Consider the following 14,573-nt stretch of genomic DNA (forward strand, 5'->3'; position numbering starts at 1 on the left):
TTTTTTCCGCCACAGCGTTTTCCCACAGGCTGGCGGGATGCGATCCGTCCGGCAGAACGTTGTCCGCAGAAGAGGAACCGGTTTGGCATCGTTATGGCGTTATCTCTTGGCAGGTCTTGGTCTGGCTGCCCTGCTGGTCGGCGTTCTCGCGGTCGTCTATCTGACCGCACCGCAATCGGCGCGGCCCATCGCCCCGGACGTCTCGCGGACGAAGAACACCGACAACGGGCTGTTCGTGGCCAGCTTCGCGCCGGAGCGGGGCGTCGTGCGGCAGGGCGAACTGCAATCCTGGCTGCTGACCTTGAAGACAAAGGCCGGTGCTCCGGTGGAGGGGGCCGCGATCACGATCTCCGGGGGAATGCCGCAGCACAATCACGGCCTTCCGACCAGCCCGCAGGCGACCGACTATCTCGGCGACGGGCGCTATCGCATCGAGGGTGTGAAATTCACGATGAGCGGCTGGTGGCAGCTGCACTTCGCCATCTCGGCCACCGCCGGATCCGACACGGTGCTGTTCAACGTGGTGCTGTGAGCGACCGATGAAGCGCCTTCTCTGCTTCTTGGCGTTAACGGTGGCGGCCATCCTCGCCGGTTGCGGCAAACCGGATTTCTCCGACGCCGAGAAGAAGACCATCGCCTCTCTGGCGTTGAACACGCTGCCGCTTCTGAAGCCCGACACCACCAACCGTTTTGCCGACGTGCCGGCCGCCGCCGCACTTGGCTCGACGCTGTTCTTCGATGTCGGGATGAGCCGCGACGGCGCGGTGTCCTGCTCGACCTGCCACAAGATCGACCGGCAGTTCCAGGACGACCTGCCGCAGGCGGTGGGCGTCGGCCGCACCAACCGCCGCACAATGCCGCTGGCCGGCGTGGCGCGCGACCCTTGGTTCTTCTGGGACGGCCGTCGCGACAGCCTGTGGGCGCAAGCGTTGACGCCGCTGGAAAATCCCCTGGAGCAGGCGGGAAACCGCGCCGCCTATGCGCACTACATCAAGGCGCGCTTCGGCGAACGTTATGAGCGCATCTTCGGGCCGCTGCCCGATTTCTCCGGCATTCCGCTCAATGCCAGCCCGCTTGGAACTGATGCCGAGAAGGCTGCCTGGAACGCGATGAGCGACGCGCAGCGCGACGCCGTCAACCGCGTCTATGCCAACATAGGCAAGGCGATCGCGGCCTTCGAACGCTCGATCGAACCGGCACAGGCGCGCTTCGACCGCTTCGCGCTGGACCTCGTCACCGGCGCCGAGCCGAAAGACGACGCGGCCTTTTCCAGGGAGGAGATCCTTGGGCTGAAACTATTCATCGGCAAGGCCAATTGCGTGACCTGTCACAACGGCCCGCGCTTCACCGATAACGGCTTTCACAACACGGGCGTGCCGCCCGTTGCGGGCCTGCCGCCGGACCGCGGGCGCATCGACGCGGTGGCGCAGGCGGAGGCTGACCCGTTCAACTGCTTCGGCGCGTATCGGGATGGCGACGTCAGCGCCTGCGGCGAGTTGCGCTTCATGGTCAAGGACGCGCCGGAACTGATGCGCGCCTATAAGACACCGTCGCTGCGCGGCGCGGCAACACGCCCGCCCTATATGCACGCCGGTCAGTTTTCGTCACTCGATGAGGTGGTTGCGCACTACGCCAAGGCTGCACCGAGCGTCGAAGGCGTATCCGAAATCCATCCGCTGCAGCTTTCTGGTCGCGAGCGCGCGGCGCTGGTGGCATTCCTGAAGACGCTTTCGGAATAGGCTCTGTTTTCTTGTTTGACCATGATCTCGTCCGAAAACCGGCGTCCACTTTTCGGGATCATGGTCATCGGTCCTTCACCGTCTCCATTGCCACGAAGGTCGAGGTCTGCGCGACATGGGGCAGGGCCGAGATGCGTTCACCGAGCACGCGGCGATAGGCGGCAATGTCCCTGGTGCGAACCTTCAGCAGATAGTCGAAGCTCGACGCCATCATGTGGCACTGCTCGATCTCCGGCACGCCCTGGACGGCGCGGTTGAAAGCGTCCAGCGCGGCGGAGCGGGTGTCCGACAATTTCACCTGGACGAAGGCGACATGGCCTTCGCCCATGCGCTCCCGGTCGATGATCGCCTGGTAGCCCCTGATATAGCCGTCCTTTTCCAGCCGCTTCACCCGCGCCTGCACGGGTGTCTTGGAAAGACCGACCTTTGCCGCCAGTTCGGACATGGAAAGCCGGCCGTTGCTCGCCAGCGCCGACAGGATGTTCCTGTCGATCCGGTCCAATTGGTCTTCTGTCGTCAAAAGCATAGTCCGTTTGATGAATTCATAGCGCCATGATAGACCAAATGGGCTATAATGTCGATTTCTTCGGACCGACGAAAATTCACGCCTGTGCTAGCTTGCGCCATTCGGTCCGGTGATCGCCGGGCCGCTCCGTTGTGCTTGCTCATAGGACCGCCATGCCGCTCGACGCTATCCGCCAGCAGATCCGCGCCAACTACCTGCCCGATGAAGACGAGGCGCTGAAGCGTCTGGCGGAGGCGACGGGGCTCTCGGCCGAGGACCGCCGGGCGATTTCGGCCCGCGCCGCCGACCTGGTGCGGGCGGTGCGCGGCTCGTCGGATCCACGGCTCATGGAGGTCTTCCTCTCCGCCTATGGCCTCTCCACCAAGGAAGGCGTGGCGCTGATGTGCCTGGCCGAGGCGCTGCTGCGCGTACCCGATGCCGAGACGATGGACGATCTCATCGCCGACAAGATTGCGCCGCACGATTGGTCGGCGCATTCCGGCGGTTCGAGCTCGATCTTCGTCAATGCTTCGACCTGGGCGCTGATGCTGACTGGCCGTGTCCTCGACGAGGGCGAGGGCGGCATCGAAGGCACGTTGCGTTCGATGGTGCGGCGATTGGGCGAGCCGGTTATCCGCAAGGCGGTCGCCGCCGCCATGCGCGAGATGGGCGAGCAGTTCGTGCTCGGCCGCACCATCGCGGAAGCCGTCAAGCGCGGCAGGCCGATGATCCAGAAGGGATATCTCTATTCCTTCGACATGCTGGGCGAGGCTGCCCGCACCGAAGCCGACGCCTTGCGCTACCACAAGGCCTATGCCGACGCCATTTCCTCGCTCGATTCCGGCTCCAACGGACCTGATATCCGCCAGAACCACGGCATCTCGGTCAAGCTTTCGGCGCTGCATCCACGCTATGAGGTGGCGCAGAAGGAAGAGATGCTGCCGGTCATGGCCGAGCGCCTGCTGTCGCTTGCACTGGCCGCGCGGCATTCGCGCATGGGCCTCAATATCGACGCCGAGGAGGCCGACCGTCTCGATCTGTCGCTCGACGTGATCGAGCGGGTGCTGGCCGAGCCGGAACTCGCCGGCTGGAACGGTTTCGGTGTCGTCGTTCAGGCCTATGGGCCGCGCGCCGCGTTTGCCATCGACTGGCTTTACGCGCTGGCGAAGAAATACGACCGCACCATCATGGTGCGGCTGGTCAAGGGCGCCTACTGGGACACCGAGATCAAGCGGGCGCAGACGCTTGGACTGTCGGGCTATCCCGTCTTCACCCGCAAGGCCAACACCGATGTCTCCTACATCGCCTGTGCGAAAAAACTGCTTGGCATGACCGACCGCATCTATCCGCAGTTCGCCACGCACAACGCCCACACCGTCGCCGCCATCCTGTCCATGGCGGGAGATCGCGATTCATTCGAGTTCCAGCGCCTGCATGGCATGGGCGAGGCGCTGCACGAGACGGTGCGCAAGGCCGAAGGCACGCGCTGCCGCATCTATGCGCCGGTCGGCGCGCATTCCGACCTGCTGGCCTATCTGGTGCGCCGGCTGCTGGAAAACGGCGCCAATTCCTCCTTCGTGCACCAGCTGACCGATGAGGATGTCGAGCCGGAGGACATTGCCCGCGATCCGCTCGAGACGATCGAGCACCAGGGGCCGGCCGCCAATCCGGCGATTGTCCGGCCTTCCCAGATATTCGGTGCCGGCCGCCGCAATTCGAAGGGATTCGACATCACCGACACGGTGACGCTGGCGGCAATCGACAAGGCCAGGGCGGCCTTTGCCGGGCCGGACCGCTGGCACGCCAAGCCGATCACGCGCGCCGCCGGTTACGGCAAGCAGCGCCCGATCGTCAATCCGGCGAAGCCTGACGAGGTGGTCGGCACGGTTCATGAGGCCACCGCCAAGCAGGTCTCGACCGCCGTGCGCATCGCGGTGGAAGCGCAGCCGGCCTGGGCCAAGCGTCCCGTCGCTGAGCGCGCCGCCATCCTCAGTCGCGCCGCCGATCTCTATGAGGCCAATGCGGTCGAATTCTTCGCGCTGGCCACCCGCGAGGCCGGCAAGTCGCTGGCGGACGGCGTGGCGGAGGTGCGCGAGGCGGTCGACTTCTTGCGCTATTACGCCGCCGAGGCGGCAAATGCCGAAGCGGGCACCGAGGCGCGGGGCGCCATCGTCTGCATTTCACCGTGGAATTTCCCGCTCGCCATCTTCACCGGCCAGATCGCGGCGGCACTCGTCACCGGCAATTCGGTGATCGCGAAGCCCGCCGAGCAGACGCCGCTGATCGCCTTCCGCGCCGTCGAATTGCTGCGCGAGGCCGGCGTGCCGGAAGACGTCATCCAGCTTCTGCCAGGCGACGGCCCGTCGGTCGGCGGGCCGCTGACCGCCGACCCGCGCATTGCCGGTGTCTGCTTCACCGGGTCGACCGAAGTCGCCAAGCTGATCGAAAAGCAGCTGGCCGAGACCGCGGCGCCGGACGCCATGCTGATCGCCGAGACCGGCGGCCTCAACGCCATGATCGTCGATTCAACCGCGCTGCCCGAACAGGCGGTGCGCGATATCCTGGCCTCGGCCTTCCAGAGCGCGGGCCAGCGCTGTTCGGCGCTGCGCGTGCTCTATGTCCAGAAGGACGTCGAGAAGAAGATGCTGGAGATGCTGAAGGGCGCCATGGAAGCGCTCAATGTCGGCGATCCCTGGCTGATCTCGACCGATGTAGGTCCGGTCATCGATGACGAGGCGCAGGCCTCGATCCGCGACTATTGCATCAAGAAGGGCCTCGAGGGCCGGCTGATCGCCAAGCTCGAAGTCCCGAAGGACGGCCGCTTCGTCGCGCCGCATGTCTTCCGGGTCAAGGGCATCGAGGAGATGGAGCGCGAGGTGTTCGGGCCGGTGCTGCACGTCGCCACTTTCGACGCCGACGGGATCGACGCCGTGATCGCCGCCATCAACCGCAAGGGCTATGGCCTGACCTTCGGCCTCCACACCCGCATCGAGGGCCGCGCGCAGCATTTCGTCGACGGCATCCATGCCGGCAACATCTATGTCAACCGCAACCAGATCGGCGCCGTGGTTGGATCACAGCCTTTTGGCGGCGAGGGGCTATCCGGCACGGGACCGAAGGCCGGCGGGCCGCACTATCTCAGGCGCTTCCGCAAGGCGGCAGAGGCCGGCACTCATGTTCAGGATGGTCACAAGGTGACGGCGACCGAGCTCGCCGACAATCTGCCGGATCCGACGCTTGGCGGCTGGTCGACCCGGCCGGACCGGATCGCCATCCTGCGCAAGCATCTGCGCGGCAAGGGCGCTGCAGCCATCGGGGCTGCCGCTGCTATCGATTTCGGCCAGGTCGATCTGCCCGGGCCGACCGGCGAGGCCAACACGCTGTCGCTGTCGCCGCGCGGGCGGGTGCTGTGTCTCGGTCCAGATGGCGATACGCTGCTCGCCCAGACGATCCAGGCGCTCGCCGCCGGCAATGCGGTGCTGGCCGTGGCGCCGGGAGCTCCCGCGGCACTTTCCGCGTTGACTGGGAAGGGCCTGCCTCTGGCGGCGATCGATGGCCGGCCCGATCCGGTCGAGGCACGTTCGCTGCGCGTCGATGTCGTCGCGTTCTCCGGTACGCCGGAAGCGGCGCGCATCGTGCGCAAGGTCATTGCCGAGCGCAGCGGGCCGATCGTTCCGCTGGTCAGCGAGGTGCTCTATCCGGCGGCGTATGCGCATGAGCGGGCCGTCTGCGTGGACACGACGGCGGCGGGCGGCAATGCAAGCCTGCTCGCGGCGGCCTGAGCCGGCGCTGCCTCCCGGGCATTGGCGTCGTCAGGCGCCTTCGACGACGGAAAAGCCCTCGAATTGCGGGTGGCCGAGATAATGGACTTTGGTCGTGCCGACATTCCTGTGGGCGGCACGAAAATTCTCCGATCTGGTCCAGGCGACAAAATCGTCCTGGCTGGCCCACACCGTGTGCGACGCAAAAAGCGTGTAGCCCTCGGTCTCGTTGAGCGCGCCGCGCAGCAGACGGAATTCCCGGAATCCCTTCATTTCGGCGAGGCTGGAATCGCGGTTCTTCCACACGGCCTCGAAATCGGCCTCCGATCCGTTCCGCACCTTGAAGCGGTTCATGGCGATGTACACGGGGGTCCTTTCATGCGGATGGGCGATAGTCGTCGCAGTTCCGTGCCATTCAAAATGGGCCGATTCCAACCTCGAACTCCAAACCTGGGCTTTCAGTTCGTGCCGGAATTGGGGGGAAGGGAGCGGCCTTGCGCACGATGCCGAGCGCGGCCTGATCGAAAGCCGCCGACCCCGAGCTCTCCAGGATGCGCAACTCATCTATGTTGCCCTTCCTGCCTATGACGAATGCGACAACCGCATTGTTCCGTGCGGTCAGTTGCAGCGAAGGCGGGAGCGTGCGATTGACGCTGCCGAGCTTTCTGAAGACGTCGCCCCGGTAGCTGTCTTCCGTGGCGCTGCCTGCCTCTTTCTGTCTCTTGCCCTTGCTGGCGGTCTGCGCCAGCCGGTCCAGGCCATCGGCCGTGCCGCTTCTCTCATCCGTCGCTGTCGCAGAGGCGGCTGCCGCAGTTGGCCGGGCGCTCGGGATCGGTGGCTGGTCTGGAACGGCGACAGGCATTTGGGTGCTTTCGGCCTGGACGCTTGGCTGTGCCGGCGTTTCGGTCCTGGCAGCCACGCTGTTATCCGGGCGAGGGGTCGCCGTTGCCAGTATGTCCGGCGTTGCCACCGGCTGCCTGACAGGTTCCGGCAAAGGCTGCGGCTTGGCTGCATCCTGGGTGGGTTTGGGGGTTTGGTCAACTTCTTTGGGCGGCTGCGGAGGTTTTGACGGCGGCACCGGTTTGACAGCCTTTGCCGGTTCGGGCCTGGCCGGTTGCGGGTTCGGCACCAGCGTGACGTTCATTGCCGCCGGGTCCTTGTCCAGCGCGCTGCCGGCCACCTTGTCGCCTGTGTGATCGCTGCCTTCCGATTGCTCCGCATCCCTCGAATTGAAGATGCCGGACGGCGACATCAGAAAAAATGCCGCCGCTGCGCCATGGAGCAGGCAGGACGCGATAATGGCTGCCGGCCATTTGCCGTTACGGGCTGGCCGTGCGGATGCAAGCCGCTCGGCCGGCGCTATCGCCAGTTCGCTGCCAGCGTCGGGGAGGGGACTGATTTCCTGCATGTGGCGGGCCGGAAATTGCAGCGACCAACGGGCAAAAGTCAAATCAAGATCGCTTGCCCCAAATGGCGGGATGCCGGTGCTGGCCAGCGGCCGGACCACGGTGTCTTGCCCGAACAAGGGATGCAGTCCCAATGCCTTAGACGCCGAAAGCGATACTGGTTTTGGTGTCGGTCTTCAGCTTGCGCATACAGGCGGCGGGCTCGACACCGGCGCCCGCGCATTCGGTCGTGCTGTTGATCAGCACACGGCTGACCTTGGCGCAATCCGCGCCGGCCAGATCAAAGCGCGTCACCTTGGTCTTGCCGGACGGCAGGTCCTTGAAGTCGAGCACGGTCAGCCGGTCGACGACGCCGGCTTCGTTGAACAGGGCGATCTCGAACGCCGCCTTGGAGAGGTCGGCGCCGAGATTGTTGTTGATCAGGAAGGTCAGCCGGCAGCCCTTGTCGGAAGGTTGAGCGGCGTTGAGCTCCAAGGTGAGGACAGGCCCCGGCGCGGACCCTTCGGCCCACGCCGGAACCGTCGCAAGCGACATCGCCAGCGTCGAGGTCAGCAGACGAAGGGATGTCGTCGTCATGGTCGTCAGCCTCCGAACCGCATCGTCGCGGCCAGCTTCAGCGTGATGCCCGGCTCGTAGACCGCGACCGTGGTGCTGCCGTTCAGCGGGTTGGCGTATTTGACATCGAACAGATTGTCGGCACGGAAATCGACCTTCAAAGCGTCGGTCGCCTGATAGCTGGCGAAGGCGTTGACCAGCGTGTAATCCTTGGCCACCAAATTGCCCTTCGGCTTGCCGTTGTACTGCACTTCGCCGCCGAAGGTGAGCTTGTCCTCGAGGAAGCGCAGCCCAAGCTGGGCTGTCGCCTGCGAGGACGGGATCGTGGCAAGATCGGCCTCGGCGCCCTTGTAGGATATGGTACGACCATCGATGAACGATGCGGAGAGGCCGGCATAGCCCCAGGCCGCGTCATAGACGCCTTCCAGTTCGAAGCCGTCGATCTTGGCCTTGGCGAAGTTCTGATACTGGAAGCAGATCGGGATGCCGGGGCCGAACGGGCAGCCGCTGCCGGGAGCGAACGGCGACAGCGTCACGCCATCGATGAAGTCGTCGACATTGTTGTTGAAATAGGCCGCCTTGAGTCGAAGCGCGTCGCCGGCCTCAACAATGTCGTTCTGCTTGTAGTTGACGCCGAACTCGGTCGTCTTGCCGGTCTCAGGGTGCAGATTGGGGTTGGGCAGGAACGGAAAGCTCACTCCCGCGGGATGATTGCCGCTGATCAATGTCTCCGTGATCGACGGTGAGCGGTAGCCTTCCGCATAGGTGCCGTAGATCTGGAGACCCGCGAGGCCGGCGGTCTCGAAGGGTGAAACACCGACGGTCACGCGCGGAGAAACCCGGTCGCCCGACGTTTCGTGGGTATCGTCCTTCAGGCTGTAGCTGTCGTAGCGGAGGCCGGCGATGACTTCGAGCCAGTCCCAGGTGAGCTTGTCCTGGACGTAGGCGCCAGAGACGTTGCGCTTGCCCGACGGCGTGTAGAAGCTGTCGCCGCCAGCCGCGCCACCGGTCTTGACGTTGTCGCCGACCCAGTCGCCGCCATAGGTCAGTTCGTGCGCGATCCCGCCGGTTTCGAAGCGCGATGTGTTCCAGATATCGATGCCCGTTGTGCCGACGTCGAAAGTCGATTGCGACCCTGCCGGCAAGACAATGGGGAGGCCGGTCGCCGGATCGAAGCGGTTCTGCGGGACAAGGCTGGTCAGATCGAGATTGGTTTTATTGTACGACGTGTTGATATGGAGGTCGAGCCAGCTCTTGTCTTCATCCGTGATGTTGTAGCGGGCCGTGAAGGTGTTCGACTTCAGGTCGACATCGTTGACCGGGACGCCGCCACTGGTTTCGTTCCAGCCATCGCTTGAGCCCACCCAGCCGAGCTTCAGCTCGCTGTTGTCGGTCGGCCGGATGGTGGTCTTGAGCAGGCCGCTCAGCACGTCGAAGCCGGTGCCCTTAACGGCGTCGCCGCCACCATGCCTGTAGTCATCATAGTTGCGGTAGACGATGTTGGCCAATGCGTCCCAGTTCTCATTGAAGCGATAAGCGCCGGTGGCGCTGGTGGTCCAGCCCTTGCCATTGCTCTCATAGCGTCCGGTGACGGAGCCTGCCCATGTCTCCTCGGGTCTGAGAAAATCCTCGGCGTCCTTGGTATCGAAGAAAACGACGCCACCGATGGCGCCCGAGCCATAGGTGTTGGCGACGGGACCGCGGATCACATCGACGGATTTGACCAGCTCGGGATCGATATAGAAGGTCGATTGCGTGCCATGGTCGGAACGCTGGAAATCCTGACGTGCCCCGTCGACGATCACCGCGATACGGCCAAAATCCTGCAGGCCGCGAATGTTGATGCTGGTGCTCACGCGCCTGGCGTCGGCCTGAGCGGCGACACCCGGAATGCCGAGCAGCATCTCGTTCGGCGTCGTCGCCATGCGGCGATCAAGCTGCTCCTGGCCGACATGGCTGGCCGAGGCCAGCGATTCGATCGCGGTCTCACCGGTGCGGCTGATGACCAGAACTTTGTCGAGGAGCGTCGCACCTGCCGGTGCGGCCTTTTCTTCGTCAATCTTTTTCGACTGATCAGCCTGCTGTCCCGCCGCCGGCTGCGCCGCCTGTTGCCCGTGCGCTGATGGCGCGGACAGGGCGATCGCCGCCACGCTCGCCAACAAAGCCGCTCCGCCGTTGGTCGCGGCCCGGCCGCGCCATTCCCAATTCATCAATCCCATGCCCCAACTCCAAATTCCAGGTTGCGCGCTGGCTGGCTTGGGGCTGGCTCGCATTTTTGATCATGGCCGGGGTTTAAATGTTGACTCGATTACTCCGGTATTGCACTGACTAGTAAACATGATTATTCGAGTCAAGAAATGAATCGGCAATAGCGCAACGCCTAGCCAGATGCCCGGCACAGGAAAGGGATCGATCCCAGATGAACACGCACAATCCGAACGATTTTCGTTATCGCACCCGCCGCTCCGATGATGCCTCCACCCGGTTTGATCGGATCCCAATGGCGGTGCGAACGCTCTCCAGCAACACGCTGTTCCAGGGTGAGCACGAGATCGGCATCGAACATCATGGCGCGCTTTATCGGCTGAAGATCACCCGGCAGGGCAAGCTCATTCTCAACAAGTAAGACAAGGCATCAGGGGTAAGAGATGGATCAGCGCGTAAAACCCACCGCACATGAAATCCGGCGGGCACGGAGGGAGAATCCGAAAGCGCGCGAGCGTGACCTGGCCGTCCAGATCGGCATTTCCGAAGCCGAACTCGTCGCCGCGCATTGCGGCGACGGCGTCATTCGCATCGAGCCGCGCGTCAATGATCTTCTGACCGGGCTCGAGGCCGTCGGCGAGGTGATGGCACTGACCCGAAATGAAAGTGCCGTGCACGAGAAGATCGGCGTCTACGACAAGGTTGTCACCGGCAATCATAATGCCATGGTGCTCGGCGAGAACATCGACCTGCGCATCTTTCCGAAAGTCTGGGCGCATGGCTTTGCCGTGGAAGAGCGCGACGGCGACGACATCCGCCGCAGCCTGCAGTTCTTCGATGTGGCGGGCGAGGCGGTGCACAAGGTGCATCTGCGGCCGGCTTCCAGCCTCTACGCCTACCAGAAGCTGATCGCTTCGCTGGAATCGTCGAACCAGGAGCCGGCGATCGACATTTCAGTGCCAATCCCGGACGAGAGCGAGGCTGCGGCAACCACGGCCAGTCTCCACGACCTGCGCGACCGCTGGAGCCGGCTGACCGATGTGCACCAGTTCTTCGGCATGCTGAAGACACTGAAGCTCAGCCGCCGCCAGGCGGTGCGCATGGTCGGCCAGGACTATGCCTGGCTGCTCGACAAGGACGCGGTCCGCGCCATGTTCGATCATGCCGCCGAAGGCGGGATGCCGATCATGTGCTTTGTGGGAAACCGCGGCTGCATCCAGATCCATTCGGGGCCTGTCAAGTCGATCAAGCCGATGGGGCCGTGGATCAACGTGCTGGACGAGACCTTCCACCTGCATTTGCGAACCGACCACATCCATGAAATCTGGGCGGTGCGCAAGCCGACCAAGGACGGCCATGTCACCTCGCTGGAGGTCTATGCCGCCAATGGCGACATGATCATTCAGTTCTTCGGCAAGCGGCATGAAGACGAAGGCGAGCGCGACGACTGGCGATTCCTGGCCGAGACCTTGCCGCGCATTCCCAGCCCGACGGCAGCCTGAGGAACAGTGTGATGCGGTTTTTCCCGAACCTGCCAGTCATGCGCGGCTCGATGCTTGGGCCGATGGTCGGCCTTTCGCTTGCTTTTGCCGCGCTACAACCGGCTGGCGCCGCTGAGGACGTCGCTGTCTTCCCGGATCCTTCCAAGATCGCGGCCATCGGTGGCTCGATCACCGAAATCGTCTACGCGCTTGGCGAGGAGAAGCATCTGGTGGCCCGCGATTCCACCAGCCGCTATCCCAGAGCCGCGCTCGGCCTGCCCGATGTCGGCTATATGCGCCAGCTGTCGCCGGAGGGTGTGCTGTCGGTCAATCCGACCGGCATATTGGCGCTGCAGGGCAGCGGGCCCAGGGAAGCCATCGATGTGCTGAAGAAGACCAGCATCCCGTTCATCGAAGTGCCTGAGCATTATAGCCGCGAAGGCATTCTCGAGAAGGTCCGCATTGTCGGCAAGGCGCTCGGCATCGACGCCAAGGCTGACGCATTGGCCAACGAGCTTGAGGCCAAACTCGCGGCCGCCGAAAAGCAGACAGCCTCGATCAAGCAGCGCAAACGCGTCCTGTTCGTGCTGTCGATACAAGGCGGCAAGATCCTGGCGGCCGGTAGCGAGACCGCGGCCGACGGCATGGTCAAGCTCGCCGGCGCGGTCAACGCGGTCGAAGGCTTTTCCGGCTACAAGCAGATGTCCGACGAGGCCATCGTCACCGCCAGCCCGGATGTGGTCCTGATGATGAGCAATGCCGGGCCGCCGGTGTCGGACGAGGAATTGTTCGGCAATCCGGCGATCGCATCGACGCCGGCTGGAACCGCGCGCAAGATAATCCGCATAGACGGTGCCTACCTGCTCGGCTTCGGGCCGCGCACCGCCGACGCCATCCACGACCTCACCGTCTCGCTCTATGGCGGGCAGGTCACGGACTAGCGGGGCATATCATGGTCGATCAATCGATCGCCGGTCCGGTGAAGGCGATGGATGCATCCGAAGGCGACCGTTCCGGGCGCGCCCGCGCCGTCATTCTTCTGCTGTGCCTGGGGCTTGCCGTTGCCGTCTTGCTGTCGCTCACGTCGGGAGCATCGGACGCGTCGGCTGTCAACGTTCTCAGGGATCGGCTGTTTGGGGCTGTTCCAAGCGACGCTGCCCTGAGCGCCCGCGACAGCCTTATCGTCTACGACATCCGCCTGCCGCGCGTCATTCTCGGCATGCTGGTGGGGGCAGCGCTCGCGGTCTGTGGCGCCGTCATGCAGGGGCTGTTCCGCAATCCGCTGGCCGACCCCGGCCTGATCGGCGTTTCCGCTGGCTCCAGCCTCGGCGCGGTTGCCATCATCGTGCTCGGCGGCACCATCCTGGCACCGATGATGGCCTTGCTTGGCACGTTTGCGCTGCCTCTGGCCGCCTTCTGCGGTGGGCTTGTCGCGACATTGGTGCTCTACCAAGTCGCCACGCGGCAGGGCCGCACATCGGTCGCCACCATGCTGCTCGCCGGCATCGCGCTTGGCGCGCTTGCGATGGCGCTGACCGGCATCCTCATCTTCATGGCGGATGATCGCCAGTTGCGCGACTTGACCTTCTGGTCGCTCGGATCGCTGGGCGGCGCGAGCTGGGCGAAGATCGGGTCCGTCGGACCGATCATCGTGATCGCCTTGGCTGCGATGCCGTTCCTGGCGCGCGGGCTCAACGCGCTGGCGCTCGGAGAGGCGACCGCCGGCCATCTCGGCATACCGGTGCAGCGGCTGAAATACACGGCCATCGTCGGCGTCTCGGCGGCGGTCGGCGCTTCCGTCGCGGTCAGCGGCGGGATCGGCTTCGTCGGCATCGTCGTGCCGCATCTGCTGCGCCTGCTGATCGGCCCGGACAATCGCTACCTCCTGCCGGCCTCGGCGCTGCTCGGTGCTTCGCTGCTGCTGCTCGCCGACGCCGTTGCCCGCACCATCGTGGCGCCGGCCGAATTGCCGATCGGCATCGTCACCGCAATATCAGGCGCGCCATTCTTCCTGTGGATCCTGCTGCGCAAGCGCGGCGTCGTCGATCTCTGAAATTGGAACCTGTGAGGCTTGGATGATCGAGGCAAGAAATGTTTCGGTGGCGATTGGGGGCAAATGCATTGTCGGCGGCGTCGATTTCGATGCACGGCCGGGCGAAGTGGCGGCAATCGTCGGCCCCAACGGCTCCGGCAAGACCACCTTCTTGAGGGCGTTGTCCGGCGAGCTTGCCTATACCGGATGCATCGCCCTCAACGGCCGCGATCTTTCGGCGATGAAGCCGGTCGAAATTGCCGTCCTGCGCGCGGTGCTGCCGCAGGCAACGACGCTGTCGTTCCCATTCACGGTGCGCGAAGTGGTCAAGCTCGGCCTTGTCGGCGGCCGCTCGGGCGTCTTGCCGGGCGAGGATGCGAGGTTGCCGGAGCGGGCTCTGGCCCGCGTCGATCTCGACGGCTTCGCCGGGCGTTTCTACCAGGAGCTTTCGGGCGGCGAACAGCAACGCGTCCAGCTTGCGCGCGTGCTGTGCCAGGTCTGGGCGCCGGTGTTCGACGGCAAGCCCCGCTATCTATTCCTTGACGAGCCGGTTTCCAGCCTCGACATCAAGCACCAGCTGATCATCATGAACATCGCCCGCGACTTCGCACGAAGGGGCGGCGGCGTGATCGCCATCCTGCATGATCTCAATCTGACGGCCATGTATGCCGACCGGATCTTCGTCATGCATCGCGGCAGGTTAGCCGCGAACGGTTCGCCAAAGGATGTGCTGAGCGATGATCTGATCGAGAAAGTGTTCGATTGCCGGCTAAGAGTCGGCGCTCTGCCGGCCGGCAACATGCCATTCGTGCTGCCGCAATCATTGGCTTAGGCTTGGCACGAGGAAAGATTTGCCAAACCCTTCCCACTTCGCCATCCTCTACGCGCG

Annotated in this window: 13 protein-coding genes; 8 read left to right on the plus strand and 5 right to left on the minus strand. The window is 64.3% G+C overall.

From position 1 onward, the window contains the following. Nucleotides 1-82: 82 nt before the first annotated feature. Nucleotides 83-532 (plus strand): FixH family protein, encoded by a 450-nt coding sequence (locus FJ958_RS06920; RefSeq protein WP_140741274.1) that lies wholly within the window; start codon nucleotides 83-85, stop codon nucleotides 530-532. 7 nt (nucleotides 533-539) lie between these two features. Then, nucleotides 540-1,739, plus strand: a complete 1,200-nt coding sequence (locus tag FJ958_RS06925; protein ID WP_140740971.1) for a cytochrome-c peroxidase — start codon at nucleotides 540-542, stop codon at nucleotides 1,737-1,739. 64 nt (nucleotides 1,740-1,803) lie between these two features. Here FJ958_RS06925 and FJ958_RS06930 read toward each other — a convergent pair whose 3' ends face one another. Beyond that, nucleotides 1,804-2,265 carry an Lrp/AsnC ligand binding domain-containing protein gene (locus FJ958_RS06930; protein ID WP_140740973.1) on the minus strand — a complete coding sequence of 154 codons (462 nt, stop codon included), beginning with the start codon at nucleotides 2,263-2,265 and terminating at the stop codon, nucleotides 1,804-1,806. Between the two features lie 152 nt (nucleotides 2,266-2,417). Here FJ958_RS06930 and putA point away from each other — a divergent pair, with 152 nt between their 5' ends. Further along, a complete protein-coding gene (putA, locus tag FJ958_RS06935; protein WP_140740975.1) occupies nucleotides 2,418-6,026 on the plus strand; it encodes a bifunctional proline dehydrogenase/L-glutamate gamma-semialdehyde dehydrogenase PutA in 3,609 nt (1,202 codons plus the stop codon). Nucleotides 6,027-6,056: 30 nt separating this feature from the next. On the opposite strand, the gene FJ958_RS06940 is transcribed toward putA, so the two are convergent. Genes FJ958_RS06940 through FJ958_RS06955 form a run of 4 tightly spaced genes read right to left on the minus strand, consistent with a single transcriptional unit; the run spans nucleotide 6,057 to nucleotide 10,185 of the window. Beyond that, nucleotides 6,057-6,371 carry an antibiotic biosynthesis monooxygenase gene (locus FJ958_RS06940; protein WP_140740977.1) on the minus strand — a complete coding sequence of 105 codons (315 nt, stop codon included), beginning with the start codon at nucleotides 6,369-6,371 and terminating at the stop codon, nucleotides 6,057-6,059. A gap of 49 nt (nucleotides 6,372-6,420) precedes the next feature. Further along, entirely contained in the window at nucleotides 6,421-7,530 is a 1,110-nt protein-coding gene (locus FJ958_RS06945) for a TonB family protein (protein WP_348642195.1), read from the minus strand. Between the two features lie 19 nt (nucleotides 7,531-7,549). Then, nucleotides 7,550-7,987 (minus strand): hypothetical protein, encoded by a 438-nt coding sequence (locus tag FJ958_RS06950; RefSeq protein ID WP_140740979.1) that lies wholly within the window; start codon nucleotides 7,985-7,987, stop codon nucleotides 7,550-7,552. Between the two features lie 5 nt (nucleotides 7,988-7,992). Beyond that, on the minus strand, nucleotides 7,993-10,185 hold the full coding sequence (locus FJ958_RS06955; protein WP_140740981.1) for a TonB-dependent hemoglobin/transferrin/lactoferrin family receptor: 2,193 nt from the start codon (nucleotides 10,183-10,185) through the stop codon (nucleotides 7,993-7,995). A gap of 200 nt (nucleotides 10,186-10,385) precedes the next feature. On the opposite strand from FJ958_RS06955, the gene hemP reads away from it, so the two are divergent. From hemP to FJ958_RS06980, 5 genes are read left to right on the plus strand one after another with little or no spacing between them, the layout of a single operon-like run. Then, a complete protein-coding gene (gene hemP / locus FJ958_RS06960) occupies nucleotides 10,386-10,592 on the plus strand; it encodes a hemin uptake protein HemP (protein WP_140740983.1) in 207 nt (68 codons plus the stop codon). 22 nt (nucleotides 10,593-10,614) lie between these two features. Further along, entirely contained in the window at nucleotides 10,615-11,673 is a 1,059-nt protein-coding gene (locus tag FJ958_RS06965) for a hemin-degrading factor (protein ID WP_140740984.1), read from the plus strand. Between the two features lie 11 nt (nucleotides 11,674-11,684). After that, nucleotides 11,685-12,593 (plus strand): hemin ABC transporter substrate-binding protein, encoded by a 909-nt coding sequence (locus tag FJ958_RS06970; protein ID WP_140740986.1) that lies wholly within the window; start codon nucleotides 11,685-11,687, stop codon nucleotides 12,591-12,593. A gap of 11 nt (nucleotides 12,594-12,604) precedes the next feature. Beyond that, the gene (locus tag FJ958_RS06975; protein ID WP_140740988.1) at nucleotides 12,605-13,705 is read left to right on the plus strand and encodes an iron ABC transporter permease; all 1,101 of its coding nucleotides are present in this window, start codon (nucleotides 12,605-12,607) and stop codon (nucleotides 13,703-13,705) included. Between the two features lie 22 nt (nucleotides 13,706-13,727). Beyond that, on the plus strand, nucleotides 13,728-14,516 hold the full coding sequence (locus FJ958_RS06980) for a heme ABC transporter ATP-binding protein (protein WP_140740989.1): 789 nt from the start codon (nucleotides 13,728-13,730) through the stop codon (nucleotides 14,514-14,516). Nucleotides 14,517-14,573: the final 57 nt, after the last annotated feature.

Source organism: Mesorhizobium sp. B2-3-5, assembly GCF_006442395.1.
GTDB lineage: Bacteria > Pseudomonadota > Alphaproteobacteria > Rhizobiales > Rhizobiaceae > Mesorhizobium.